Raw genomic sequence first — 23,090 nt, 5'->3', positions numbered from 1 at the left:
AGGGTAACTACCACAAATACAGGCTTCTCACAGCGAACTCTGAAACACGACTCGCACGTGACAGACGCGGTTTTGCCCCGCAGGACATCTTTACTTTAGCTAAATGCTACGCCCGCAACACGGGCATTTTGCCAGGCTGCCGGGCGGCGGCGGAGTCGTCCGCAGCGATCACGAGATGTCGTTGACCGCCGAAACCAGCTTCGATTGCAGCGAGTTCGGCAGCGGGATGTAGCCGTACTCGTCCAAACCCTTCTGGCCGTCCCCGATCGTGGCCTGCATGAACGCCTTCACGGCGGTTCCGGTCGGGGCGTCCGGATACTTCGAGCAGACGACCTCGTAGGTCACGAGCACGATCGGGTAGGCGCCGGCCTGGGTCGGCTTGTAGAACGACGACGTGTCCACCACCAGGTCGTTGCCCTGTCCCTTGAATCTGGCCCCGGCGATGGTCTTGCCGACCGAGTCGGTGGTGATCGTCACCGGATTGGGGCCCGCCGACGTGATGATCTGGGCCATGCTCAGCTGATGGCCCACCGCGTATGACCACTCGTTGTAGGTGATGGACCCGTCAGTTCGTTTCAGGGCCGTCGACGTGCCGTCGTTGCCGGCGGCCCCTTCGCCGACGCCCCCGTTGAACGTCTGACCGGTGCCTTTACCCCACGCGCCGTCGGACGCGGCGTCGAGGTACTTCTGGAAATTGTCCGTGGTGCCGGATTTGTCGCTGCGGAAAACGACGTGAATCTGCGTCGGCGGCAGGTTGTTTCCCCCGTTGAGTGCCTTGATCGCCGGGTCGTCCCATCGGGTGATGGCGCCGTTGAAGATTTTCGCGGTGGTGGGCCCGTCGAGGTTCAGCGAACCCAGGCCGTTGACGTTGTAGGTGACCGCGATCGGACCGAACACCACCGGCAGGTCCCACGCCGGCGAGCCACAGCGCTCCGCCGCCCGGTCCGGCTCGCCCCTCGACGCGTCCATCGGCGAGTCCGAGCCGGCCAGGTCGGTCTGGTTGCTCAGGAACTCCTTCATCCCGGCGCCGGAGCCGTTGGCGTTGTAGTCCAGCGTGTGGCCGGGGCAGGCGCGGATGTAGGCGTAGACGAACTGCTCGATCGCGTTTTTCTGCGCGGTCGAGCCGCTGGCCACGAGCTTCTTCTTGCCGCCGCATGCCACCGGCACCGACGAGGCGCTGGTTCCGGTCGACGACGACGATTGGTTGGAATGGCCGCCGCAGGCTGACAGCACCAGCGCGCCGACAAGCAACAGGTTCAGTCCGGCGCCGCATCGAGTGAGCTTCATGGCACTGTTATAGACGACTCACGACTTCGACGAGGCTTTGGCCGCGGTCTTCTTGGCGGCAGTCTTCTTGGCCGGCGCCTTCTTCGCGGGCGATTTCTTCGCGGCCGGCTTCTTCGCGGTGGTTTTCTTCGGCGGCGCCTTCTTCGCCGGCGCCTTTCCGTTGCCGGATCGCGCCTTCACGCTGGCTTCCAGCTTGGCGAGCAAGTCGGAGACGTCTTCGGTCTCGTCCAACTCCTTGGGCTGCTCCTCGGTGGTAAACGCTTCCCCGCCTTCGAGTTTCGCCTCGATGAGCTCGTGCAGCTGCTCCTGATAGGTGTCGTGGTAGCGGTCCGGGTTGAACTCCTCGGCCATCGATTCCACCACCTGCCCGGCCATCTTGAGCTCGGCAGGCTTGACCTCGACCTTCTTGTCCAGCACCGGGAAGTCGGGATCACGAATCTCGTCGGGCCACAACAGCGTGTGCACCACCATCACGTCGCGCTTGCCGAAGTCCTTGACGCGCAACGCAGCCAGGCGGGTCTTGTTGCGCAGCGTGAAATGAACGATGGCCACCCGGTCGGTCTCGGCCAGCGTCTTCGCCAGCAGCACATAGGATTTCGACGACTTCGAATCCGGCTCCAGGAAGTAGCTGCGGTCGAACAACATCGGGTCGACGTCGCCGGCCGGGACGAACTCCAGCACCTCGATTTCGCGGCTGCGTTCCTCGGGCAGGGTGGAGAGGTCGTCGTCGGTGATGACCACCATTTGGCCGTCGTCGGACTGGAAGGCCCGGGCGATGTCCCGGTATTCGACGACCTCGCCGTCGAGTTCGCACACGCGTTGGTAGCGGATGCGGCCGTTGTCCTTGGCGTGCACCTGATGGAACTTGATGTCGTGGTCCTCGGTGGCGCTGTACACCTTGACCGGCACGTTAACCAACCCGAACGCGATGGAGCCCTTCCAGATGGAGCGCATGCAGCAAGTATGCCCATACCGCCGGTGGCAAAACAGCGCGCGGGCCCGCGCGCCGGGGTTTCTAGCAGGAACGACCAGGCGGAGCGGCCTGCGCCCGCAGGGCCGCGCGGTCGGGCAGATCGGCGCCGGCGCGGGCGACGGTCAGGGCCGACGACAGGCTGGCCGACTCGAGCGCGGCGGTCAGCGCGTCAAGCCCGATGCGACGCAGCCGGTCGCGCCGGTCGCCGCCCAGCAGGCCGGATCCCCAAAGCGCATCGATCAGGCCGACCATGAACGCATCGCCGGCGCCGACGGTGTCGACCACGTTCACCCGCCGGGCGGGAACCCGCGCCCGGCCGGCCGCGCAGAGCGCCGTCGCTCCCCGGTCGGCCATCGTCACCGCGACGACGGCGGGACCCAGCGCCAGCCAGGTTTCGGCGATTCGCTCGGGCGGACGGTCGGGGTCGATCCAGCGCAGATCCTCCTCGCTGACCTTCACGACGTCGCTGCGCTCCACCAGATGCTCGATGCGTTCGCGGGCCAGGTCCCGGTCCACGATCAGCGAGGGGCGGACGTTGGGATCGAAGGTGACGGTGGCCGAGACGCGGTAGGTGTCGACGAGCGCGGCGACCGCCAGGCAGCCCGGTTCCTGCACGGCGGCAATCGATCCGGTGTGCACGAAAAGCGGCGGCGTTACCACCGGTGTGCCGGAAAGCCGCCAATCCAGGTCGAACGCGTACTCCGCCGACCCGTCCTCGCCGACGGTCAATCGCGCGGTCGGCGTTCGGTCGGCACCCCGGCTCCCCGAAACGAGTTGCACCCCTGCGGAATCGACGTAGTCGGCGATCCACCGGCCGTGCGGATCGTCGCCGATGTGCGTCAGGAAATCGACGTCTCGGCCCAGCCTGCCCAAACCGACGGCGACGTTCAGCGGGCTGCCGCCGACATGTTCGGCCGGGGGGTCGCCGTCGACGATGTCGATCAGCGACTCGCCGATCACCAGCCCTCGGGTCATCGCACCAAGGCCTGCAGCGTCGCCCGAGCTCCCTTGCGGTGCAACGAATCCAGCGCCCAGCGGTAGGCCTGCACAAAGCTCGGCTGCTGGGCCAGGTCCCCGAACACCGCGGTGATCTCGATGAACGCGGTGGGCTGCTCGTACTGCGACCGGGCGATCGGTACCAGCGAGTCGGCCAGCTGATCCACCACCTCGATCGGCTCACCCCATTCGTCGACGCCTTCGGCGTAGCGGGCCCAGCTGGCCACCGTCGCCGCCGCCAGCCGAACCGACCCGTCGTTGGCGAGGTTGTCGCGGATCACCGGCAGCAGCCATTTCGGGATGCGGTCCGACGAGTAGGCGCACAGCCGCGCGATGGTGTCGCGCACGCCGGGGTTGGCGAACCGCTCGATCAGTTTCCGCGTGTACTCGTACAGGTCGATCCCGGGCACCGGCGCCAGCGTCGGAATGGCCTCGAAATCGAAGTAGGCGAGCAGGAATTCGGCGAACAGCGGATCGCGCGCCGCGTCGTGCACGTACTCGAAGCCGCACAGGTGGGCGAAGTAGCACAGGCACTGATGCCCGGCGTTGAGCAACCGCAGCTTCATCGCCTCGTACGGGGCGACGTCGTCGACCAGCAACACGCCCGCCTGCTCCAAAGGCGGCCTGCCGTCGCAGAAGTCGTCCTCGAGGACCCAGGCGCTGAACGGCTCGGCCACCACCGGCCACCGGTCGGCGACACCCAGGTCGCGCCGCACCGTCTCGGCCATCTCCAGCGTGGTGGTCGGGGTGATCCGGTCCACCATCGAGCTCGGGAACCGGCTGTGCTCCGCCACCCACTCGGCGAGCCCGGGATCCCGTTGTTCGGCGTTCGCGAGGACGGCGCGCTTGGCGACCTCGCCGTTGCTCTCGATGTTGTCGCACGACGCGATTGTCGGCGCGGCGATCCCGCGGCCGCGGCGGCGGTCCAGCGCCTCGGTGATCAACGCGAACGCGGGTCCGTCCACGTCGCGGTAACCACCCTCGGTGATGGTCAGCGAAATGATCCGGGTGGTCGGCGCGGCCAGCAGCTCCGCCGCCGCCTCCGGATCGTCGGGCGCGTAGCGGTAGTCGATGATCGAGCCGATCACCTGGGCGTCCCGGCTGCCATCGGGGTTCTCCAGGATCAGCGTGTACAGCCCGTCCTGGTCGCGCAGCACGTCGCGCATCGTCCAGTCGCCGGGCATCACCCCGACCCCGCAGATGCCCCACTCGCGCGCCAGGCCCCGCTGCAGCAACCGGTCGATGTACATGGCCTGATGCGCCCGGTGGAAGTGACCGGCCCCGATGTGCGCGATGCCGACGCCGACGCCGCCGCGGTCATAGTTCGGCGTGGCGATCGGCAGTTTGGTCAGCGTCGCGTTGTTCAGATCCATCGCGCTAGCCACCATTGGCCAACTCCTCCCGGGGCACGACCCGGATCGTCGGTGACGATGCCCAGATTAGCCGGAAACCCCACCCGTCGCGGGCGACAACGTGAGGACGTCGGCCAGGGCGCGCCACGAGTCGACTATCGCGACCGCGCCGGCATCGATCAATTCCGTTCGGCGGCACTGCCTTTCGTCGGCCGGGACGAACATCAGATTGCCGACGGTGGCGAAGCCGGCCCCGACCGCGGAGGTGACACCGGCGACGGAGTCTTCGATGGCCAGGCCCTGCTCGGCGTCGACGTCCATGACCTCGCCGCTATGCAGATACACCGCGGGGTTGGGCTTGCTCGTCGGCGTGGGAAGCGAGTCCTCTGCGCTGAAGCGCAGACCCGCCGGAATGAGCGGATCCAGGCCGGTGACGTCGAAGCAGGCGGCCAGGCGCTTGCTGGCGCTGGAGCTGACCGCCGCCAACGTGTACCGCGACGCGAGGGCCTGCAGCGGAGCAAGCACCTCGGGATCGGGTTTCAGGGTGGCGGCCAGGTGCGCGGTGACGTGCTCGCGTTCCCGGCGCACCCAGTCCTCGAGTTCGTCGGCGCACAGCGCGCGATCGGCTGCCGCATCGCCATCCGAGGCGACGACGGCGGTCGGGTGGCCCTGCGCCAGCGTCGGCTCCAGGGGCACCCCGGACGCCACGGCCAGATCGAGGGCGGTGCTGCGAAAGTTCTTTCCGACGGCCTGCCTGCGCAGCTCCTCGGCGGTGAACGGGGCCCGCACGCCGAACCTGGCCAGGAAACGGTTGATCACCTCGACCGAGGCCGCGAATGCCGGTTTCTCGGAAGGGAACAGGTTGTCGTCGGCGTCGCAGAGCAACGTCGTTATCGGTGCGGGGTCGAATTGGCGCACAAACATCGGCTGGTTCACTGCAACACCAGCTCCCGCACGTTGTCCCGCAACGATCGGCGCAGCGCGGGTATCACGCCGCGCTCGTCGATGTCGGCGATCATCTCGCCGAGGCGCTCGCTGAAACCGGGGACGAAACGCAGTTCGGCGAAAATCTCGTGGCGCAGCAACGGAGCGGGGTTGTTGCGTCCCATGGTCGCCAGCCTGGTCAGCAATTCCTCCTGCGGATCGTCGATGCGGATCTTGCGGCCGTTCAGGTCATCGCCGCGCAGGTAGCGCGCCCACCCGGCTACCGCCAGCATCAGCAGATTGTGCGGCCGGCCCTTCGCGATCGCCTCCTGCAGGGAGGGCAGCAGGAACGACGACATCTTCGTCGACCCCCGGCGCGCCAGCCGCGAGAGCTGGTCGCTCATGCGGGGATTGCTGAGCCGGCTGAGCAACGTGTTGCGGTAGCCGGGCGTGTTCATCCCGGGCACCGCCGGCAGCAGCGGCTGAATCTCATCGCGCATGAGCTGCTCGACGTAATCGAAGATGACGGGGTTCCCCATCGCCTCGTCGGTGCGCCGGTAGCCGGCCAGCGTGGCCAGGCACGCGATCGCGATATGGGTCCCGTTGAGCAGACGGGTCTTGACGAGCTTGTGGTCGCTGACGTCCGCCACGAACTGGGCGCCGACCTCGTCGAGCGGTGGGCGGCCGTGGCTGAACGCGTCCTCGATCACCCATTGGCAATGCGGTTCGGTCAGCACCGGCCAGTTGTCGGCGACGCCGAACGTGCGCTCGACGAATTCGCGCTCCGAGTCCGACGTCGCGGGGGTGATGCGGTCGACCATGGTCGACGGGAACGCGACGTGTGTGTCGATCCAGCGGGCGAGCCCGGGGTCCTTCAGCGCCGCGAACGACACCAGCGCCGTCCGGGCCGCCTGGGTGTTGCCGGGAATGTTGTCGCAGCAGAGAACCGTGAACGGGGCGATTCCGGCGCGGCGGCGCCGGTCGAGCGCCTCGGCCAGGTACGCCCACGCGGTGACAAAGCAATTCGACGCGACAAGGTCGGCCCGCACGTCGGGATGGGTGGCGTCGAACTCGCAGGTGACCGGATCCAGGTAGTACCCGTTGCCGGTGACCGTCAGGCTGACGATGCGGGTTTGGGGATCGGCGAGGGCGGCCCGGACCGCGGCGTTGTCGTTGGGCGCGTAGTGATAGGACGCGATCGAGCCGACGACGCGGGCCGTTTGGTGGTCATGGCCGCGCTGCACGACGGTGTAGAGCCCATCCTGGGCGGACAGCAGGTCTTTCACGTCGCGGGAGCGCAGACTGACACCGGTGACCCCCCACTGGCGGGAAATGCCCGAGCGGGCAACGTCATCGAAGTACACCGCCTGGTGCGCGCGGTGAAAGTTACCCGCCCCGATGTGAACGACACCGGGCCGCAGGGCCGATCTGTCATAGGTTGGCACATCGATCCGCGGAGAGTGTAGGGGCAGGGTGGCGTCGCTCAGCGGAACCCCGGTCGTGCAGCCCTGAGTGACGACGTTCGTAAGACAGTCGGCGTGGCGCATCGCTGGCCGAACTTACCCACGGTGAACGCAATTCGCGAAGCGAGCGGGTAGCCGTTGTGGCCTCTATTGCGTCTTCATCAGCCGTTTCGCCGATACCGTGAACTTGGCCACACCGATATGCGCCGTCATGGCCCGGCGTAGGTTTACACCATGTCGCCGCGGGTGAAGCTCACCAATGCCGACAAGGTGCTCTACCCCGCCACCGGAACCACCAAGGGTGACGTCTTCGACTACTACACCCGCATCACCGACGTGATGCTCCCGCACATCGCGGGCCGCCCGGCGACGCGCAAGCGCTGGCCCAACGGAGTCGAGCAGGCGTCGTTTTTCGAAAAGCAGCTGGCGTCGTCGGCGCCCGACTGGCTGCCGCGGGCCAGCGTGACCCACCGGTCGGGTACGACGACGTATCCGATCATCGGCAGCCGCGACGCGCTGGCCTGGATCGCGCAGCAGGCGGCGCTGGAGGTGCACGTGCCACAGTGGCGGTTCGTGGCCGAGTGGACCCGAAGCCGGGCCGAAGAACTCAAGCCGGGCCCGGCGACCCGACTGGTGTTCGACCTGGATCCGGGCGAGGGCGTGACGATGGCCCAGCTCTGCGAGGTGGCGCATGCGGTGCGGCACCTGATCACCGGCATCGGGCTGACCACGTTCCCGCTCACCAGCGGCAGCAAGGGGCTGCACCTGTACACGCCGCTGGATCAGCCGGTGAGCAGCCGGGGCGCGGCGGTGTTGGCCAAACGGGTTGCGCAGCAACTGGAGAAGACCATGCCCAAGCTGGTCACGGCGACCATGACCAGGAGCCTGCGGGCGGGCAAGGTGTTCTTGGACTGGAGCCAGAACAACGGCGCCAAAACCACCATCGCGCCCTATTCGCTGCGCGGCCGGGAGCATCCGACGGTCGCGGCGCCGCGCACCTGGGAGGAGCTCGAGGACCCCGAGGTGCGCCAGTTGCGCTACGACGAGGTGTTGGCCCGGGTGGCCCGTGACGGAGACCTGCTGGCGGCGCTGGACGCCGACCTGCCCGCGGCGGACCGGTTGGCCAAGTACCGCGGCATGCGCGACCCGTCGAAGACCCCCGAGCCGGTGCCGTTGGCGAAACCCGCCACCGGCCAGGGCAATACGTTCGTGATCCAGGAGCACCACGCCCGTCGGCTGCACTACGACTTCCGGCTGGAACGCGACGGGGTGCTGGTGTCGTGGGCGGTGCCGAAGAACCTGCCCGAGACCACGTCGGTGAACCACCTCGCCGTGCACACCGAGGATCACCCTTTGGAATACGCCACCTTCGAGGGCACCATTCCCAAGGGCGAGTACGGCGCCGGCAAGGTGATCATCTGGGACGCCGGAACCTACGAGGCCGAGAAGTTCCGCGATGACCCCGCCGAAAACGGAGAGGTCATCGTCAACCTGCACGGGAAACGAATTTCCGGGCGCTACGCGCTGATTCAGACCAACGGGGACCAATGGCTGGCCCACCGGATGAAGGACCAGAAGGTCTTCGAATTCGACGAGATCACGCCCATGCTCGCCACCGAGCGGTCGGTGGCGGCCTTGCCGGCCGGCCAGTGGGCCTTCGAGGGCAAGTGGGACGGCTACCGGCTGTTGGTGGAGGCCGACCACGGCCACCTGCGGGTGCGGTCTCGACGCGGCCGCGAGGTCACCGGGGAATACCCCGAATTGCGTTCGCTGGCAGCCGATCTAGCCGATCATCACGTGGTGCTCGACGGCGAGGCCGTCGTGTTGGACGCCTCGGGCGTGCCCAGCTTTCACGCGATGCAGAACCGCGGCCGCGGCACCCACATCCAGTACTGGGCGTTCGACCTGCTGTATCTCGACGGCCGCTCGCTGTTGCGCGCCAAATATCAAGACCGGCGAAAGCTGCTGGAAACCCTGGCCGGCGCGGGCAGTCTCATCGTTCCCGAACTGCTGCCCGGCGACGGTGCCGAGGCTCTCGAGCACTCCCGCGAGCGCGGCTGGGAGGGCGTGATCGCCAAGAAACGGGACTCCACCTACCAGCCGGGGCGCCGCTCGTCGTCGTGGCTGAAGGACAAGCATTGGCACACGCAGGAAGTCGTCATCGGCGGCTGGAAGGCCGGGGAGGGCGGGCGCAGCAGCGGCATCGGCTCGCTGATGGTCGGCATCCCCGGCCCCGGCGGGCTGCGCTTCGCCGGGCGAGTCGGCACCGGCTTCACCGAACGCGACCTGGCCAAGCTGAAGAAGATGCTGGCGCCGCTGCACACCGACCAGTCTCCCTTCGACACCCGCCTTCCGACGCGTGACGCCAAGGGCGTGACCTTCGTCGAGCCGGTGTTGGTCGGGGAGGTGCGCTACAGCGAGTGGACCCCGGATAACCGGCTGCGCCAACCGAGTTGGCGCGGGCTGCGTCCGGACAAGGAACCGAGTGAGGTGATCCGCGAATGAAATGGGTGACGTATCGAGGCGCCGACGGCGAACGGGCCGGGGTCCTCTCCGGTGACACGATCCACGCGATGCCGCCGGGAGTGGCGCTGCTCGACCTGATCGGGCGCGGCGCCGACGGGCTGCGACAGGCCGGCGAGGACGCCTTGCGGTCGCCGTCGGCGGTGGTGCCGCTCGGCGAGGTGACGCTGATGGCGCCGATCCCGCGCCCGCCCTCGATCCGCGATTCGCTGTGCTTCTTGGACCACATGCGCAACTGCCAGGCCGCGCTGGGCGCCGGCCGGGTGCTCGCCGACACCTGGTATCGCATCCCCGCCTTCTACTTCGCCTGCCCGACAACGGTTTTGGGCCCCTACGACGACGCGCCGACGGCGCCCGGAAGCGCTTGGCAAGACTTCGAATTGGAGATCGCGGCGGTCATCGGCGCCGGCGGCAAGGACCTGACGGTCGAGCAGGCCGAGCTGGCCATCATCGGCTACACGATCTTCAACGACTGGTCGGCGCGGGACCTGCAGCAGCTGGAGAGCCAGCTCGGGATCGGGCAGGGCAAGGGGAAGGACAGCGGGGTCACGCTGGGGCCCTACCTCGTCACGCCCGACGAGCTGCAGTCGTACCTTCGCGACGGCAGGCTCGATCTGCAGGTGACCGCGCTGGTGAACGACACCGTGATCGGTTCGGGGTCCACCGCCCAGATGGACTGGAGCTTCGGTGAGGTCATCTCCTACGTGTCCCGCGGGGTGACGCTGCGCCCCGGCGACGTCATCGGCTCCGGCACCGTGCCCACCTGCACGCTGGTCGAGCACCTCAATCCCGCTGCGCTGGAATCCTTTCCGGGCTGGCTGCACGACGGCGACGTCGTGACTTTGCGGGTGCAGGGGCTGGGGGAGACCCGGCAAACGGTGCGCGCCAGCGCCGCGCCGCATCCGCTGCCGGTGCGGCCCAACCCGGACACCGCGCCGCCGGCCGCCCGGGTCAACCCGGCCCACGCGCGGGTGCCGTACACCCGGGGCCTGCACGAGGTCGCCGACCGGGTGTGGGCGTGGACGCTGCCCGACGGCGGCTACGGCTGGAGCAACGCCGGGCTGGTCGCGGGCGACGGCGCGTCGCTGCTTGTCGACACCCTGTTCGACCTGGCGCTGACCCGCGAAATGCTCACCGCCATGCGACCGATCACCGGCTCCGCGCCCATCACCGACGCCCTGATCACGCATTCCAACGGCGACCACACCCACGGCAATCAACTGCTCGACGATTCGGTGCGGATCATCGCCGCGCGGGGCACCGCCTACGAGATCGCGCACGGGATGGCGCCCGAGATGCTGGCCATGGCGCAGACCGCCAACCTCGGCCCCGTCGCGACGCCGTACGTGCGAGACCGGTTCGGGCACTTCGACTTCAGCGGCATCAAGCTGCGCAACGCCGACCAGACCTTCGAGGGCGACCTGACCATCGAGGTCGGCGGCCGGCGGGTCGACCTGCTGAACCTCGGCCCCGCCCACACCGCCGCCGATTCGGTGGTGCATGTTCCCGACGCGGGGGTGTTGTTCGGCGGGGACCTGCTGTTCATCGGCTGCACCCCGATCGTGTGGGCCGGCCCCATCGCCAACTGGATACGCGCCTGCGATGTGATGATCGCGCTGGACGCCCCGATCGTGGTGCCCGGCCACGGGCCGGTCACCGACCCCGACGGAATCCGCGCCGTGCGTGGCTATCTCGCGTACGTCGCCGCGCAGGCCGAGGCCGCCTACCGCAAGGGCCTGACGTGGGCCGAGGCCGCAGACAGCATCGACCTCGGGGAGTATGCGACGTGGCTGGACGCCGAGCGCGTCGTCGTCAACGTCTATCAGCGTTACCGCGAACTCGACCCCGCGACCCCGCAGCTGGAGGTCATGGCGCTGCTGACGATGCAGGCCGAGTGGCTGGCCAAGCGCTCGCTCTGACCGCGAGACTGCAACTGGCAACACATCGCCCGAGTGGAGCCGTCGCCAGTTGCAGTCTCGCGGTCAGGTCGGCGGAGGTATCGAATGGCTTCTCCTTCGCTGCGGCGGCCGCATACGGTTTGGGTATGTCAGCAGTGGAACTGGAAAAAATCGAGGACAATATCGCCCGCATCACCCTGAACCGGCCGGAGCGGCTGAACGCCATCGACGGATCGCTGATCGACGGCGTGGACCATGCCCTGGATGCGCTCGGCGGCGGTGAATTTCGGGTCGCGATCCTCACCGGCGCCGGTCGCGGATTCTGCGCCGGCGCCGATTTGAGTGGCACCGGCCAGGCGTGGACCAAGGCCAAACCGACCAGCCCCGCATTCAAGGTCAACTACGACTCCCAGGTCCGCCTGGCCAACCTGTTCACCCGGCTTTACGAGCTCGACATCCCGGTGATCGCCGCGGTGAACGGCGTCGCCGTCGGGGGCGGGCTGGCGTTCGCGTTGGTCAGCGACATCCGGGTCGCGTCCGAGCAGGCCAGGTTCGGGTCCGCGTTCATCAAGGCCGGCTTCTCGTCGATGGACATGGGCACCAGCTACCTGCTGCCGAAAATCGTCGGCGCCGGCGTGGCGCGCGAGCTCATGCTGACCGGCCGGATCATCGACGCCGCCGAGGCCTATCGCATCAAGCTGGTGCACGAGGTGGTGGCGCCGGACGAGCTGATGCCGGCGGCCCTGCGGCTGGCCCGCTCGATCGCCGAGAATAACGCTTATGGCGTGTGGCAGACCAAGATTGGCCTCAACGCGGCGCTGGACGCGCCGAGCCTGCGGCATGCCATCGAGCTGGAGAACCGAACGCAGATCCTGTCCGGTTTCACCAACAACCCGGTCGAGGCCGCCAAGGCGCATCGGGAGAAGCGGGCACCGAAGTGGGATCCGCTGTGACGCTTAGACTTTCGACATCACCTTTTCGGCGTACCGTTCCAGGTGGCGAATCTTGTCCTCCAGCGGTTCGGTGTCGGGTCCGTTGATGTAGGGGTACCGGAAGCCCACGATGACGTCGGTGACGCCCTTGTCCTCGAGGCGCTTGATGCCGTCCGCGGTGTAGGCGTCCGTCGAGATCGCGTGGATCTCGAACGGGCCCGTCTTGCCCTCCTCTTCGCGGTATTTCAACACGCGGGCGATGAGCCGGTCGAGCTCCTCGGGGTCGGTGCCACCGCCGTGCATCCAGCCGTCCAGGCGCGCCGCGCGGCGCAGCGCCGCATCGGCGTGGCCGCCGACCAGGATCGGGATCGGCCGGGTCGGGGCCGGGCTCATCTTGGCCTTGGGGATGTCGTAGAACTCGCCGTGGAACTCGAAGTACTCGCCCGTGGTGAGGCCCTGCACGATCTCGATGCATTCGTCCATCCGCTTGCCGCGCTTGGCGAACGGGATCCCCAACAGCTCGTAGTCCTCCCGCCACGGGCTGGTGCCGACGCCGAGTCCCAACCGGTTGCCGGTCAGCACGGCCAGTGAACTCGCCTGCTTGGCCGTCAGCACGGGATGCCGGACGGTCATCTTGAGGACGAAGAAGTTGAACCGCAGGTTCGTCGTCACCGCACCCAGCGCCGCCGCCAGCACAAACGCCTCGACGATCTCCTTGCCGTCCAGGAACTCGCGGTTGCCGTCGGGGGTGTACGGGTACTTCGAGTCGGATTCGAAGGGGTAGGCGATGCTGTCGGCGATCGTCATGCTGTGGTAGCCGGCCGCGTCGGCGGCCTTGGCCAGCGGGATGTAAAACGAAGGGTCGGTCAGTGACTCCGCAAAGCTGAACCGCACGTCGTCCACCTTCCGTCAACGGGCAATAACACGAGATTAGAACGTGTTCTAGTTTGACCCGCGCCCGGGGTCCGAAAGTCTCCGAAAGGCTCCGAAAGGCTCCGGAAGTCAGAGCTGGTTCTCCGGGCCGATGACGGCCCAGACGGTCTTGCCCCTCGACGTGGGCGTGCTGCCCCACGCGCGGGACAACGCCTCGACGATCGCCAAGCCGGACACGTCGATGCCCTTGTCCGGCGACGGCAGCCGCACGGCGGGCGTGGTGCTGTCGTCGGCCACCGCGATGGTCGCCGTCGAGCCGTCGGTCTCGAGCCGCATCAGCGGGACGCTGCCGGTGTGTTCCAGCACGTTTTCCACGAACACGTTGACCACGACCAGCGCGACCGGGATGAGCGCTGACTGGGACCAGGCGGTGAGCCACTCGCGGACCAGGCGGCGTGACTCGCGCAGGCTGGTCAGGTTTGCGGGCAGCTCGGCGTCGGCGCGCCGGACCGGGCGACGAGTGAGCCGGTCGAGGGCCTTGATCGCCGCCGCCTCGGTCGAATACACCGGCATGAAGTGCGCGACCGCGCCGCGGGTGACCGCCTCGCGGGTGGCGCGATGCGCGCAGACCAGCACGATCGGCACGTCCGGCTGGGCCTCGAGCTGCCAGCGCGCGCTGATGAAAGCCGACAACGCCGATTCCTCGGGCACTCGAAGCGCGCTGATGTCGACGACCACCGCGGAGGGCTTGTCCAGCGTGGCCTTGGTGATGCTGTCGCGCAGCGGCGCGAAGTTGCCGGCGTCAAGCACGCCCTCGACGGTCAGCACGGCCACCGACTTGTCCGTCCGCGCCGCGACGGCCAGCGAGTTCGGCGACTCCGATACCGCACTCACCGCAGCCACCCCTTTCCGCTACCGGGACCATTTTCGCCGACCGCGATCAGTGAGCAAGTCATTTGCGAACGGTTGTGTCCGAATTGCGATTGGCTCCCCGCGCTTGCATGGTCCGGTTCCATCCCCGCTCCTTGAGTTCGGCCGGCTGACTTTCTGAAGAGCCGCCCCCATGGCGGCCGAAGTTTCTGAGCCCGAGAAACGACGATGGCCGGGCAGCAAGATGCGTGCGACTGGGATGCGCCTCCGACCCCCGCCTGTGCAAAGCATCGCCGCCACCACGCCAAACAATCTCTTTTTGTCTCGTCGCCTGCCGCAGCACGCGTCCCCACCATGACCGCCTACCCAGCGCGGCCAGCCCCCCAGTTTGGGTGAATCAGCCTAACCGGGTTACCCCGACGTAAAAGTCGGCAAACCCGCGGATTTTGCCGGCGCACGGCAGTTTGGGAGGTGTGCGTTTATCGCTCTTCGGGGGCGCGTTACGGCGTGTACGGCGGGGCGCCCACCCCGGCGACCGAATGGGTGCCCCACGGTGTCCGTTCGACGATGCGCGCGGGCGCGGTGCGCTCGCCCACCGTCACCGTCACGTTTCGCGCCTTGAGCGCGTCGGCCGGCAGGGGTTGCGCCGGGAAACTGAAAACCGTCCCCTGCCAGTGGTAGCGGCCATCGATCGGGTCGAGGTGGCCGGTGAGCCGGACGCGCACCGCATGGCTGATTCCGGCGATGGTCAGCGTCGCCGCGCCGTCGTAGGTCTCGTCGTCGGCGGCGCCCGACGAAAGGTCGAACGCCGAGAGCACCGGGAAAGGCTGCGGGGCCCCGACGTGGGCGCGCTCGTTGAACACCTGCTGGCTGCTGCGAAGCACTTCGATGCGGGTGCTGGCGGCGTGCTTCATGTGCCGCACGCACTCGGCGACGTAGCGCGCCCGCGCGGCGCTATCGGGCCCGGCGACGAAGAAGTAGTTCGGGAAGCCGTGGACGGCGACTCCCAGGAACGGTTCCATGCCGTCGTTCCAGGCCTGCCGGATGCTCAGCCCGCCGGCGCCGACCAGCGCCGTGTCGGGGGTCCGATCGGAAATCGCGAAACCGGTGCCGTAGACGATGGCGTCGGCGCGGTGGTCGGCGCCGTCGCTGGTGCGGATGCCCGACGGGGTGATTTCGCTGACCGCCGACTTCACCGGCGTGGGCCGCGACCGCCGGCCTTTGGACGCGGGCCGCCGACGTAACCACCGCTTGACGCGCGTTGCCGGCAACGGCAATTCGTCGACGATCCGGCGCGGCGGATGCGCGAAGACGGTGACGGACGCCGCCGATTCGACCAACCGCCCGATGTGGTTGCCGGCGGCGGCGTCGGTGCCGATGACCGCGATGTGCTTGCCGCGCGGATCGAACTCCGGATCCCACTGCGCGGCGTGAAACGACGGGCCGCGGAAGTCGTTGCGCCCGGGCAACTCCGGTATCCATGGAACGAATACCGACGGGTGGGCCGCGATGACCACACCGCCGTGGAAGGTCTCGCCGGAGGTGGTCCGCAATTCCCAGGTGTGGGTGTCGTCGTCGAACCGCGCGCCGACCACTTCGCGGCCGGGAAGCAGCAGCCCGTCCAGGGCCGTCGGCCAGTCATGCGGTTGGCCCGGCGCGCCGTCCAGGATCACGATGTCGGTGATGCCGGCCGACAGCAATTCCGTTGCGGCGCAACGGCCACGCGCTCCCGCACCGATGACGACGAGGCGCGTGCGGCTCACAGAAACCTGGTGCGTTGCCAGCCGCGGCGCGCGATCGGGCCCAGCAGGCCGACCTCGGTCAAGAACGCCGCCAGCGGAGCGAACCCGGCCACCTGTATCTCGCGACGGTGCGGGCTGCTGCGCGCAATTCTTCGTGCCCGCCTGGCGTCCAGCCCCGCCCGCGCATACGGGACCGGATTGGTGAACAGGTAGCGGAAGAAGTACCCGCCGAGCCCGTTGATGTTGGCCATGAACCACTTGTTGAGCCGGGGCATCTCCTGCACCCGCTTGCGGGCGCCGTCCCGCGCGAACTGGATGTGCCGGGCCTCTTCGGTGACGTGAATCCGCATGAGCCGCTGGATGATTGGCTGCAGTTCCGGGTCGTTCATCATCTGCCGCTGCAGCGAATCGAAGATCTCCTCGCCGATCAGCGCGGCCACCCACAGCATCGAGCCCCGCTGGAAGGCCAGCGGAAGCATGTTGATGATGTAGCGGTGCAACCGCCGCGGCCACACCGGCTTGGCGCCGACGCGTTCGATCGCCTTGCCGAACATGATCATGTGGCGGGTCTCGTCGCCGAGCTCGGTCAGCTTGTAGTGCGTCGACCGGCTGGTCGGGTCCTCGTGCATGATGGTGCGCAACAACGACTGGTTGAGCATGTTCTCGAACCAGATCCCGGCCGACAGGGTGTTGACCAGTTCCTGCCGCGATAGCTCGATCTGTTGCTCGCGGGTCATCTCGTCCCACATCGGCGTGCCGTACAGCGACACCAGCCGGGGCGGCAGGTAGAACTTGTCCGGGTCCAGCGGCGCGTCCCAGTCGATGTCGACGACAGGCTCGTAGGACTTTTTGACCGAGCCCTTCAGCAGGCGGTCGGAGAACTCTTCACGACTCGGCCCGGCCGGCTTCATCGCAGTGGTCATTGATCCCTCCATTGGGTCGTCAGACGGTACCCATGGTATCGGGTACTTAGGGTCCCGGCTAGGCCCTTGGGGGGTCGATTCGGCAACCTGATTCAAACGAGGAGGGCGCAGTGGGTCGGCATATCCATGTGATCGGCATCGGCGCGGGCGACCCCGGCTACGTGACCGCCCAGGCCGTCGAGGCGCTCAACGACACCCAGGTGTTCTTCGCGATGGACAAGGGCGAGGCCAAAAGCGACCTGGTGGAGCTGCGGCGGCAAATCTGTGCACGGTTCATCCGCGAGCCCGGCTACCGCTTCGTCGAGCTGCCCGACCCGAAGCGGGCCCCCGACGCCGACTACCGGGAGGCGGTGGCGGACTGGCACGCGGCGCGCGCCCGGATCTGGGCGACGGCCATCTCCACCGAGCTGGGGCCCGACGGCGTCGGGGCCTTCCTGGCCTGGGGCGATCCGTCGTTGTACGACAGCACGCTGCGCATCCTCGATGCGGTCGCGGCGGAGGTGGAGTTCACCTTCGACGTGATCCCGGGAATCACCGCGGTGCAGGCGCTGACGGCCCGCCACCGCATTCCGCTGAACGAGGTCGGCGAGCCGGTCCTGCTCACCACCGGCAGGCAGCTGCGCAAGCACGGGCTGTCCGGCTCGGCGGTGGTGCTGCTCGACGCCGACTGTTCGTTCCGGGATTGCCCGGACGACACCGGCATCTGGTGGGGCGCCTACCTGGGCACCGAGGACGAACTGCTGGTGGCCGGGACCGTAGGGGAGGTAGGGGCCCGCATCGTGGAGCTGCGGGCCGCGGCCCGCGCGCGGCACGGCTGGATCATGGACACCTATTTGCTGCGGGCGCCCGGCTGGCAGACTTGACGCGTGCCCGAACTTCCCGAGGTCGAGGCCCTGGCCGACCACCTGCGCCGCCACGCCGTCGGCTTGCCGATCGGTCGCGTCGACGTCGCGGCGCTGTCGGTGCTGAAGACCTTCGACCCGCCGATCGACGCGCTGCACGGCCGGACGGTGGCCGGCGCCGGGCGGTGGGGCAAATACCTTGGTCTGCAGGCCGACCGGCTGTTCTTGATCACCCACCTGTCGCGCGCGGGCTGGCTGCGGTGGTCCGACAAGCTGGCCGCGGCGCCGCTGCGACCGGGCAAGGGGCCGATCGCGCTACGGGTGCACCTCGGCATCCCCGGAGCCGCGCCGGGCTTCGACCTCACCGAGGCCGGGACGCAGAAACGACTGGCCGTGTGGCTGGTCGACGACCCGCGGCAGGTGCCGGGAATCGCCGCGCTCGGCCTGGACGCGCTCGACCTCAGCGCCGACGATCTGGCCGGGTTGCTGGCCGGCAACACCGGCCGGATCAAGACCGTCATCACCGACCAGAAGGTGATCGCCGGCATCGGCAACGCGTACAGCGACGAAATCCTGCACGTCGCCAAGATCTCGCCGTTCGCGACCGCCGCGAAGCTGACGGGCGAGCAGCTCGCCGCCCTGCACGACGCGATGATCTCGGTGCTGACCGACGCGGTGGCCCGCTCCGTCGGCCAGGGGGCGGCCACGCTCAAGGGGGAGAAGCGCTCCGGGTTGCGGGTGCACGCGCGAACGGGGTTGCCGTGTCCGGTGTGTGGCGACACGGTGCGCGAAGTGTCGTTCGCGGACAAGTCTTTTCAGTACTGCCCGACGTGCCAGACCGGCGGCAAGGTGCTGGCCGACCGGCGGTTGTCCCGGCTGCTCAAGTAGCCGATATGCTGCCGGGATGACTCGTCAGAAGATCCTGATCACCGGCGCCAGCTCCGGCCTGGGCGCGGGAATGGCGCGTGCCTTCGCCGCCAAGGGCCGCGACCTGGGCCTGTGCGCCCGTCGTACCGACCGGCTCGACGAGTTGAAAGCCGAACTGACACAACGGTATCCGGGTATCAGGATCGCCGTGGCGGCGCTGGACGTCAACGATCACGAGCAGGTGCCCAAGGTGTTCGCCGAGATCGCCGACGAGCTCGGTGGCGTCGACCGCATCGTCGTCAACGCCGGCATCGGCAAGGGCGCGAAGCTGGGCTCGGGCAAGCTCTGGGCGAACAAGGCGACGCTCGAGACCAACCTGGTGGCCGCACTCGTGCAGATCGAGGCCGCGCTGGAGATGTTCACCAAGAGCGGTTCGGGACATCTGGTGCTGATCTCGTCGGTGCTGGGCAACAAGGGTGTGCCGGGCGTCAAAGCCGCTTACGCCGCAAGCAAAGCCGGAATGCGCTCGCTGGGTGAATCGTTGCGCGCCGAATACCGCAAGGGCCCGATCAAGGTCTCGGTGATCGAGCCTGGCTACATCGAGTCGGAGATGACGGCGAAATCGGCGAGCACGATGTTCATGGTGGACAACGAAACTGGCGTCAGGGCGCTCGTCGACGCGATCGAACGCGAGCCCGGCCGGGCCGTCGTGCCGTGGTGGCCCTGGGCGCCGATGGTCCAGCTGATGCGGGTGCTACCACCCCCGCTGACCAAAAGGTTTGCGTAGCAAACCATCCGCGAGCGTGCGTGTTTGTACGCGACACACCGCGCGATCGTGTACATCTGCGCACGCTCGCGACACAAACTCAGTGTGGGACCGGAGTGTAATGCGCCGCGTCGGTGGTGAATTCGGGCTTGCCGTAGGTCGCCAGCCGGAGCTTGAGGAGCCCGATGACGTACGCGTCGGTGATGTCCCGAAGCACGGGGATGCGGCTGGCCTGGCTCACGGCGGTGAAACGCCCGAAGATGAACGGCGCGGTGAGCGCGACGCGCAGCAGGTCCGTCGGCGCGAGCGAGACGCCCATGGCCGCGGCGATCTCGCTGTCGCCACCGCAGAAGGTCTGGACGAAAGTGAGCTTGCTGAAACTCTTTTCGACCGCCTCGGCGCAACGGTCGAACAGCGTGGTGCCCGGGCGCAGATAGGCCGCCATGGTGCCGCGGACCAGTTCCTGGCAGATGCTGTCGAACCCGTGGCGCAGCAGCGCCGAGCGGGCGTGCATGACGTGCATGATGTCGGCCGGTTCGGAGGGCAGCAGCTCCTCCGGCAGGCCGAGCAGAAAGCAGCGATACCTGGCGAATTCGACGACGGCGCGCTCCTCCTTGCTGAACTTCGTCCGGCCCTGCTGGCGCGCCTTGCGGGCCAGCAGGTACTGGCCGATCATTCCGGCGGGCATCTGGTCGACCTGCGGCACCGGCATGCCGTAGACGGCTGTGTCCCACTTGTCGGATTTCTTCAGCGCGTTGTAGCGGACCATCGAGTGCATCAGCCGGACCATGGCAGCTGCCTCGAAGCCGGGGCCGTAACGGTCCAGCGCGCCGGGCAGGGTGGTGACGGCGAAGAAGCTGGCCGTCTCGTTGACCCGCCGGGCGGCCCGCTTGCCCGACAGCGCGCCGGTCAGTGCCATCGGCAGCGCGGCGTAGGAGTTGGTGAAGGTCGCGATGAAGGCTCCCCGCGTGATGAAGGGCGCCAGCAGCGCCGCGGGGATGCGCTCCTGCCGGGCGCCCTCGCGCACCAGGTCGAAGTCGATCCACTCCGGGGTGGCCTCCATCGCGGCGATGAACGCCGCGAGCTCGGGGGGCGCGTCGGGCACCGCCTCGATTCCCTCGCGGCAGGCGGTCTTGAGCATGTCGATCAGGTGCGCGACGCTGTGCGTGGCCATCAGTGCCGCGTAGGGATCGGCGACGACGTCGCCGAGCAGGGTGGCCGTGCTGATCAGTTCCGTGACGCGGTCGTCTTCAAGGATCGGCGCGCGGTCGGCGACCCAGGCGGGCAGCGCCGACTCGGCCTCGGGCTCGGTGGCCAGGCGATCCGGCCGAAGGTCGAAGTCGAAATCCCCGTAGAGGTCCGGCTGCAAGTCGCGCTGGCTGCGGACCCGCTGCGCGAGTTCGGGGTAGTACGCGACCCTTTGCATGGCAGGCAACCTCCCGCTAACTAACAGTTAGTGAGTAATCCTCACAAGTTGTTAGTTATGCTGTCAAGCGTGCATCCGGACGGCCCGAAGCGGCGCATGCCCGCCGAGCGGCGGCGCGAGCAGATCCTCGACGTCACGCACGCGATCGTCGACGCCGAAGGGTTCCACGCGGCAACACCCAACCGCATCGCGGCCGCGGCCGGCGTCAATCGATCGTTGATCTATCAGCTCTTCGGCGACCCGGCCGGGCTCTTCGTCGCCCTGATCGACCGCGAGGCGGCGCGCGCCGGCGCGCAGTTCGCCGATGCGGTCTCCGGATTGGATGCCGGCGCCGACACTCTTGTGCTCGCGTTCGACGGGGTGCTCGCGGCCGTCGACGCTCACCCGGCGACCTGGCGGCTGTTCCTGTTCCCGCCGCAGGGCGCCCCGCCGGAGTTGTACGCCCGCCTGGCTCAATCCCAGGCGGTCGTGCTCGAGTTCTTCGTCCGCGAACTGCTGCGCATCAATCCCCACCTGCACGACCCCGAATACACCGCCCGCATCCTGCATGCCGCCGGTCGCGAACTGCTGCAGCTGCACCTCAGCGACCCGGAGACCGCGACCGTGGAGCGCTTGCGAACCTTTGTGCGGCGCTTCGGGTCCGAGCTCGTGGTGCCCACCGGTTGAGAGCGCACACCGGCCGGCGCGAGCAGACGCAAAAGCCCCTCATTTCGGCACGAAATGGGGGATTTTGCGTCTGCTCGCCGGGTCAGCCCGCGCGGCCCCTTTCGGTTCGGTAGCGGCGCACCAGCGCATCGGTCGAGCTGTCCGACTGGGGTGCGGGCGAGGCATCGCCGGTGATCACCGGGAGCAGCGCCTTGGCCTGCGTCTTGCCCAGCTCCACGCCCCACTGGTCGAACGAGTCGATGCCCCAGATCACGCCCTCGGTGAACACCTGATGCTCGTAGAGGGCGATCAGCTGGCCGAGCACCGACGGGGTGAGCCGGTCGGCCAGGATCGAGGTGGACGGCCGGTTGCCGGGCATCACCTTGTGCGGCACGACGTCGGCGGGGGTGCCCTCGGCGGCGATCTCTTCCGCCGTCTTGCCGAACGCCAGCACCTGGGTCTGCGCGAAGAAGTTGCTCATCAACAGGTCGTGCATGCTGCCGGTGCCTTCGACGGTGGGCAGGTCGTCGAGCGGCTGGCTGAAGCCGATGAAATCGGCCGGCACCAATCGGGTGCCCTGGTGCAGCAATTGGTAGAAGGCGTGCTGGCCGTTGGTTCCCGGTTCGCCCCAAAAGATTTCGCCGGTGTCGGTGGTGACCGGGGTGCCGTCCGCGCGGGTCGACTTGCCGTTGGATTCCATGGTCAGCTGCTGCAGGTAGGCCGCGAAACGGGCCAGGTCGTTGGAATACGGCAGCACGGCGCGCGATTGCGCGCCCATGAAGTTGGAGTACCACAGCCCGATGAGCCCGAGCAGCACAGGCGCATTGGATTCCAAAGGTGCGGTCTTGAAATGCCGGTCCACAAGATGGAATCCGGACAGGAAGTCCGCGAACGCCTCGCGGCCGATCACCGCCATCAGCGACAGGCCGATCGCCGAATCGACCGAATAGCGGCCGCCGACCCAGTCCCAGAACCCGAACATGTTGTCGGTGTTGATGCCGAAGTCGTCGACCAGGCGCTTGTTGGTGGAGACGGCCACGAAATGCTTTGACACGGCCGCGTCGCCGAGTGCGTCGGTCAGCCAGCGGCGTGCGGCGGTCGCGTTGGTCAGCGTCTCCAGCGTGGAGAACGTCTTCGACGCGACGATGAAAAGCGTTGTGGCGGGGTCTAAATCGGCCAGCTTCGCGATGAGGTCGGCCGGATCGACGTTGGACACGAAGCGCGCCGAGATCCCGGCGTCCACATAGTGGCGCAGCGCCTGATAGACCATCACCGGGCCCAGGTCCGAACCGCCGATGCCGATGTTGACCACCGTGCTGATCCGTTTGCCGGTGGCCCCGGTCCATTCGCCGCTGCGCAGCCGGTCGGTGAAGTCGCCCATCGCATCCAGCACGGCGTGCACGTCCTCGACAACGTTTTGCCCGTCCACGACCAGCTCGGCGTCCCGGGGCAGCCGCAGCGCGGTGTGCAGCACCGCGCGGTCCTCCGAGGTGTTGATGTGTGCACCGGAGAACATCTGGTCGCGGCGCTCCTCGAGGCCGGCGGTGCGGGCCAGGTCGATCAGCAGCCGCAGCGTCTCGCGGGTGATGCGGTGCTTGCTGTAGTCGATGTAGAGGTCGCCGACGGCGATGGTGAGGTCGTGGCCGCGATCGGGATCGTCGGCGAAGAACTGGCGAAGGTGGGTTCGTCCGATTTGATCGTGATGCCTGCGCAGGGCTTCCCACGCCGGGGTGGCGGTGATGTCCGGGATCGTTTGCAGGGAGGTCATGGTTCGACCCTAATGCGGCC

At 68.0% G+C, this 23,090-nt stretch carries 19 protein-coding genes and 1 pseudogene; 8 read left to right on the top strand and 12 right to left on the bottom strand.

Annotated features, from left to right (window positions below; translation table 11 throughout):
* Window positions 1-168: 168 nt before the first annotated feature.
* From pstS to AC5Y6X_RS02330, 6 genes are all read right to left on the bottom strand, one after another.
* Window positions 169-1,287, bottom strand: coding sequence for a phosphate ABC transporter substrate-binding protein PstS (gene pstS, locus AC5Y6X_RS02355; RefSeq protein WP_324674511.1), 1,119 nt, complete (start codon window positions 1,285-1,287; stop codon window positions 169-171).
* Between the two features lie 18 nt (window positions 1,288-1,305).
* Entirely contained in the window at window positions 1,306-2,241 is a 936-nt protein-coding gene (gene ku, locus AC5Y6X_RS02350; protein ID WP_324674512.1) for a non-homologous end joining protein Ku, read from the bottom strand.
* Window positions 2,242-2,302: 61 nt separating this feature from the next.
* Entirely contained in the window at window positions 2,303-3,235 is a 933-nt protein-coding gene (locus tag AC5Y6X_RS02345) for a carbohydrate kinase family protein (RefSeq protein WP_499984127.1), read from the bottom strand.
* Entirely contained in the window at window positions 3,232-4,629 is a 1,398-nt protein-coding gene (locus tag AC5Y6X_RS02340; RefSeq protein ID WP_499985189.1) for a mannitol dehydrogenase family protein, read from the bottom strand. The genes AC5Y6X_RS02345 and AC5Y6X_RS02340 overlap by 4 nt, the downstream gene beginning before the upstream one ends.
* A gap of 66 nt (window positions 4,630-4,695) precedes the next feature.
* Window positions 4,696-5,532, bottom strand: coding sequence for an HAD family hydrolase (locus AC5Y6X_RS02335; RefSeq protein WP_499985187.1), 837 nt, complete (start codon window positions 5,530-5,532; stop codon window positions 4,696-4,698).
* Window positions 5,533-5,540: 8 nt separating this feature from the next.
* Window positions 5,541-7,079, bottom strand: a complete 1,539-nt coding sequence (locus tag AC5Y6X_RS02330; RefSeq protein ID WP_499984125.1) for a mannitol dehydrogenase family protein — start codon at window positions 7,077-7,079, stop codon at window positions 5,541-5,543.
* Window positions 7,080-7,229: 150 nt separating this feature from the next.
* Here AC5Y6X_RS02330 and AC5Y6X_RS02325 point away from each other — a divergent pair, with 150 nt between their 5' ends.
* The 3 genes from AC5Y6X_RS02325 to AC5Y6X_RS02315 all read left to right on the top strand — a co-directional run bounded on the left by AC5Y6X_RS02325 (window position 7,230) and on the right by AC5Y6X_RS02315 (window position 12,369).
* Window positions 7,230-9,500, top strand: a complete 2,271-nt coding sequence (locus AC5Y6X_RS02325) for an ATP-dependent DNA ligase (protein ID WP_499984121.1) — start codon at window positions 7,230-7,232, stop codon at window positions 9,498-9,500.
* Window positions 9,497-11,437, top strand: a complete 1,941-nt coding sequence (locus AC5Y6X_RS02320) for a fumarylacetoacetate hydrolase family protein (RefSeq protein ID WP_499984117.1) — start codon at window positions 9,497-9,499, stop codon at window positions 11,435-11,437. Before AC5Y6X_RS02325 ends, AC5Y6X_RS02320 begins: the two co-directional genes overlap by 4 nt.
* A gap of 125 nt (window positions 11,438-11,562) precedes the next feature.
* Window positions 11,563-12,369: an enoyl-CoA hydratase/isomerase family protein gene (locus AC5Y6X_RS02315; RefSeq protein ID WP_499984116.1), complete on the top strand. Its 807-nt coding sequence runs from the start codon at window positions 11,563-11,565 to the stop codon at window positions 12,367-12,369.
* A gap of 3 nt (window positions 12,370-12,372) precedes the next feature.
* Here the strand turns inward: AC5Y6X_RS02315 and AC5Y6X_RS02310 are convergent, their stop codons facing one another.
* The 4 genes from AC5Y6X_RS02310 to AC5Y6X_RS02295 form a co-directional block, all read right to left on the bottom strand.
* Window positions 12,373-13,242 (bottom strand): LLM class flavin-dependent oxidoreductase, encoded by an 870-nt coding sequence (locus tag AC5Y6X_RS02310; RefSeq protein WP_499984114.1) that lies wholly within the window; start codon window positions 13,240-13,242, stop codon window positions 12,373-12,375.
* 108 nt (window positions 13,243-13,350) lie between these two features.
* The gene (locus AC5Y6X_RS02305) at window positions 13,351-14,124 is read right to left on the bottom strand and encodes an STAS domain-containing protein (protein ID WP_499984109.1); all 774 of its coding nucleotides are present in this window, start codon (window positions 14,122-14,124) and stop codon (window positions 13,351-13,353) included.
* Window positions 14,125-14,591: 467 nt separating this feature from the next.
* Window positions 14,592-15,569 (bottom strand): DUF4873 domain-containing protein, encoded by a 978-nt coding sequence (locus tag AC5Y6X_RS02300; protein WP_499985185.1) that lies wholly within the window; start codon window positions 15,567-15,569, stop codon window positions 14,592-14,594.
* Between the two features lie 281 nt (window positions 15,570-15,850).
* Window positions 15,851-16,756, bottom strand: a complete 906-nt coding sequence (locus tag AC5Y6X_RS02295) for an AurF N-oxygenase family protein (RefSeq protein WP_499984105.1) — start codon at window positions 16,754-16,756, stop codon at window positions 15,851-15,853.
* Window positions 16,757-16,866: 110 nt separating this feature from the next.
* Between AC5Y6X_RS02295 and cobF the strand changes: the two genes are divergently transcribed.
* The 4 genes and pseudogenes from cobF (at window position 16,867) to AC5Y6X_RS02275 (ending at window position 19,252) form a co-directional block, all read left to right on the top strand.
* Complete coding sequence (cobF, locus tag AC5Y6X_RS02290) at window positions 16,867-17,619, top strand: precorrin-6A synthase (deacetylating) (RefSeq protein ID WP_499984100.1); 753 nt, start codon at window positions 16,867-16,869, stop codon at window positions 17,617-17,619.
* A 3-nt stretch (window positions 17,620-17,622) separates the two neighbouring features.
* Window positions 17,623-17,865: pseudogene (locus AC5Y6X_RS02285) on the top strand (DNA-formamidopyrimidine glycosylase family protein); the annotation flags it as partial.
* 153 nt (window positions 17,866-18,018) lie between these two features.
* A complete protein-coding gene (locus AC5Y6X_RS02280; protein ID WP_499985183.1) occupies window positions 18,019-18,486 on the top strand; it encodes a zinc finger domain-containing protein in 468 nt (155 codons plus the stop codon).
* Window positions 18,487-18,502: 16 nt separating this feature from the next.
* Window positions 18,503-19,252, top strand: coding sequence for an SDR family oxidoreductase (locus AC5Y6X_RS02275; RefSeq protein WP_499984097.1), 750 nt, complete (start codon window positions 18,503-18,505; stop codon window positions 19,250-19,252).
* A 79-nt stretch (window positions 19,253-19,331) separates the two neighbouring features.
* On the opposite strand, the gene AC5Y6X_RS02270 is transcribed toward AC5Y6X_RS02275, so the two are convergent.
* A complete protein-coding gene (locus tag AC5Y6X_RS02270) occupies window positions 19,332-20,657 on the bottom strand; it encodes an oxygenase MpaB family protein (RefSeq protein WP_499984093.1) in 1,326 nt (441 codons plus the stop codon).
* Between the two features lie 96 nt (window positions 20,658-20,753).
* On the opposite strand from AC5Y6X_RS02270, the gene AC5Y6X_RS02265 reads away from it, so the two are divergent.
* The gene (locus AC5Y6X_RS02265) at window positions 20,754-21,323 is read left to right on the top strand and encodes a TetR/AcrR family transcriptional regulator (protein ID WP_499985181.1); all 570 of its coding nucleotides are present in this window, start codon (window positions 20,754-20,756) and stop codon (window positions 21,321-21,323) included.
* Between the two features lie 82 nt (window positions 21,324-21,405).
* Here AC5Y6X_RS02265 and pgi read toward each other — a convergent pair whose 3' ends face one another.
* On the bottom strand, window positions 21,406-23,070 hold the full coding sequence (gene pgi / locus AC5Y6X_RS02260) for a glucose-6-phosphate isomerase (protein ID WP_499984090.1): 1,665 nt from the start codon (window positions 23,068-23,070) through the stop codon (window positions 21,406-21,408).
* Window positions 23,071-23,090: the final 20 nt, after the last annotated feature.

It is taken from the genome of Mycobacterium sp. NGS26 (genome assembly GCF_059813025.1).
This window is presented reverse-complemented; position numbering and strand designations above follow the sequence as displayed.

Coding starts and splice junctions, on each gene's coding strand:
- AC5Y6X_RS02315 (WP_499984116.1), top strand. CDS start 11,563: ATGTCAGCAGTGGAACTGGAAAAAATCGAGGACAATATCGCCCGCATC.
- AC5Y6X_RS02265 (WP_499985181.1), top strand. CDS start 20,754: ATGCCCGCCGAGCGGCGGCGCGAGCAGATCCTCGACGTCACGCACGCG.
- AC5Y6X_RS02275 (WP_499984097.1), top strand. CDS start 18,503: ATGACTCGTCAGAAGATCCTGATCACCGGCGCCAGCTCCGGCCTGGGC.
- AC5Y6X_RS02345 (WP_499984127.1), bottom strand. CDS start 3,235: ATGACCCGAGGGCTGGTGATCGGCGAGTCGCTGATCGACATCGTCGAC.
- pgi (WP_499984090.1), bottom strand. CDS start 23,070: ATGACCTCCCTGCAAACGATCCCGGACATCACCGCCACCCCGGCGTGG.
- ku (WP_324674512.1), bottom strand. CDS start 2,241: ATGCGCTCCATCTGGAAGGGCTCCATCGCGTTCGGGTTGGTTAACGTG.
- AC5Y6X_RS02330 (WP_499984125.1), bottom strand. CDS start 7,079: ATGCGCCACGCCGACTGTCTTACGAACGTCGTCACTCAGGGCTGCACG.
- pstS (WP_324674511.1), bottom strand. CDS start 1,287: ATGAAGCTCACTCGATGCGGCGCCGGACTGAACCTGTTGCTTGTCGGC.
- AC5Y6X_RS02325 (WP_499984121.1), top strand. CDS start 7,230: ATGTCGCCGCGGGTGAAGCTCACCAATGCCGACAAGGTGCTCTACCCC.
- AC5Y6X_RS02295 (WP_499984105.1), bottom strand. CDS start 16,756: ATGACCACTGCGATGAAGCCGGCCGGGCCGAGTCGTGAAGAGTTCTCC.
- AC5Y6X_RS02335 (WP_499985187.1), bottom strand. CDS start 5,532: ATGTTTGTGCGCCAATTCGACCCCGCACCGATAACGACGTTGCTCTGC.
- AC5Y6X_RS02340 (WP_499985189.1), bottom strand. CDS start 4,629: ATGGATCTGAACAACGCGACGCTGACCAAACTGCCGATCGCCACGCCG.
- AC5Y6X_RS02270 (WP_499984093.1), bottom strand. CDS start 20,657: ATGCAAAGGGTCGCGTACTACCCCGAACTCGCGCAGCGGGTCCGCAGC.
- AC5Y6X_RS02320 (WP_499984117.1), top strand. CDS start 9,497: ATGAAATGGGTGACGTATCGAGGCGCCGACGGCGAACGGGCCGGGGTC.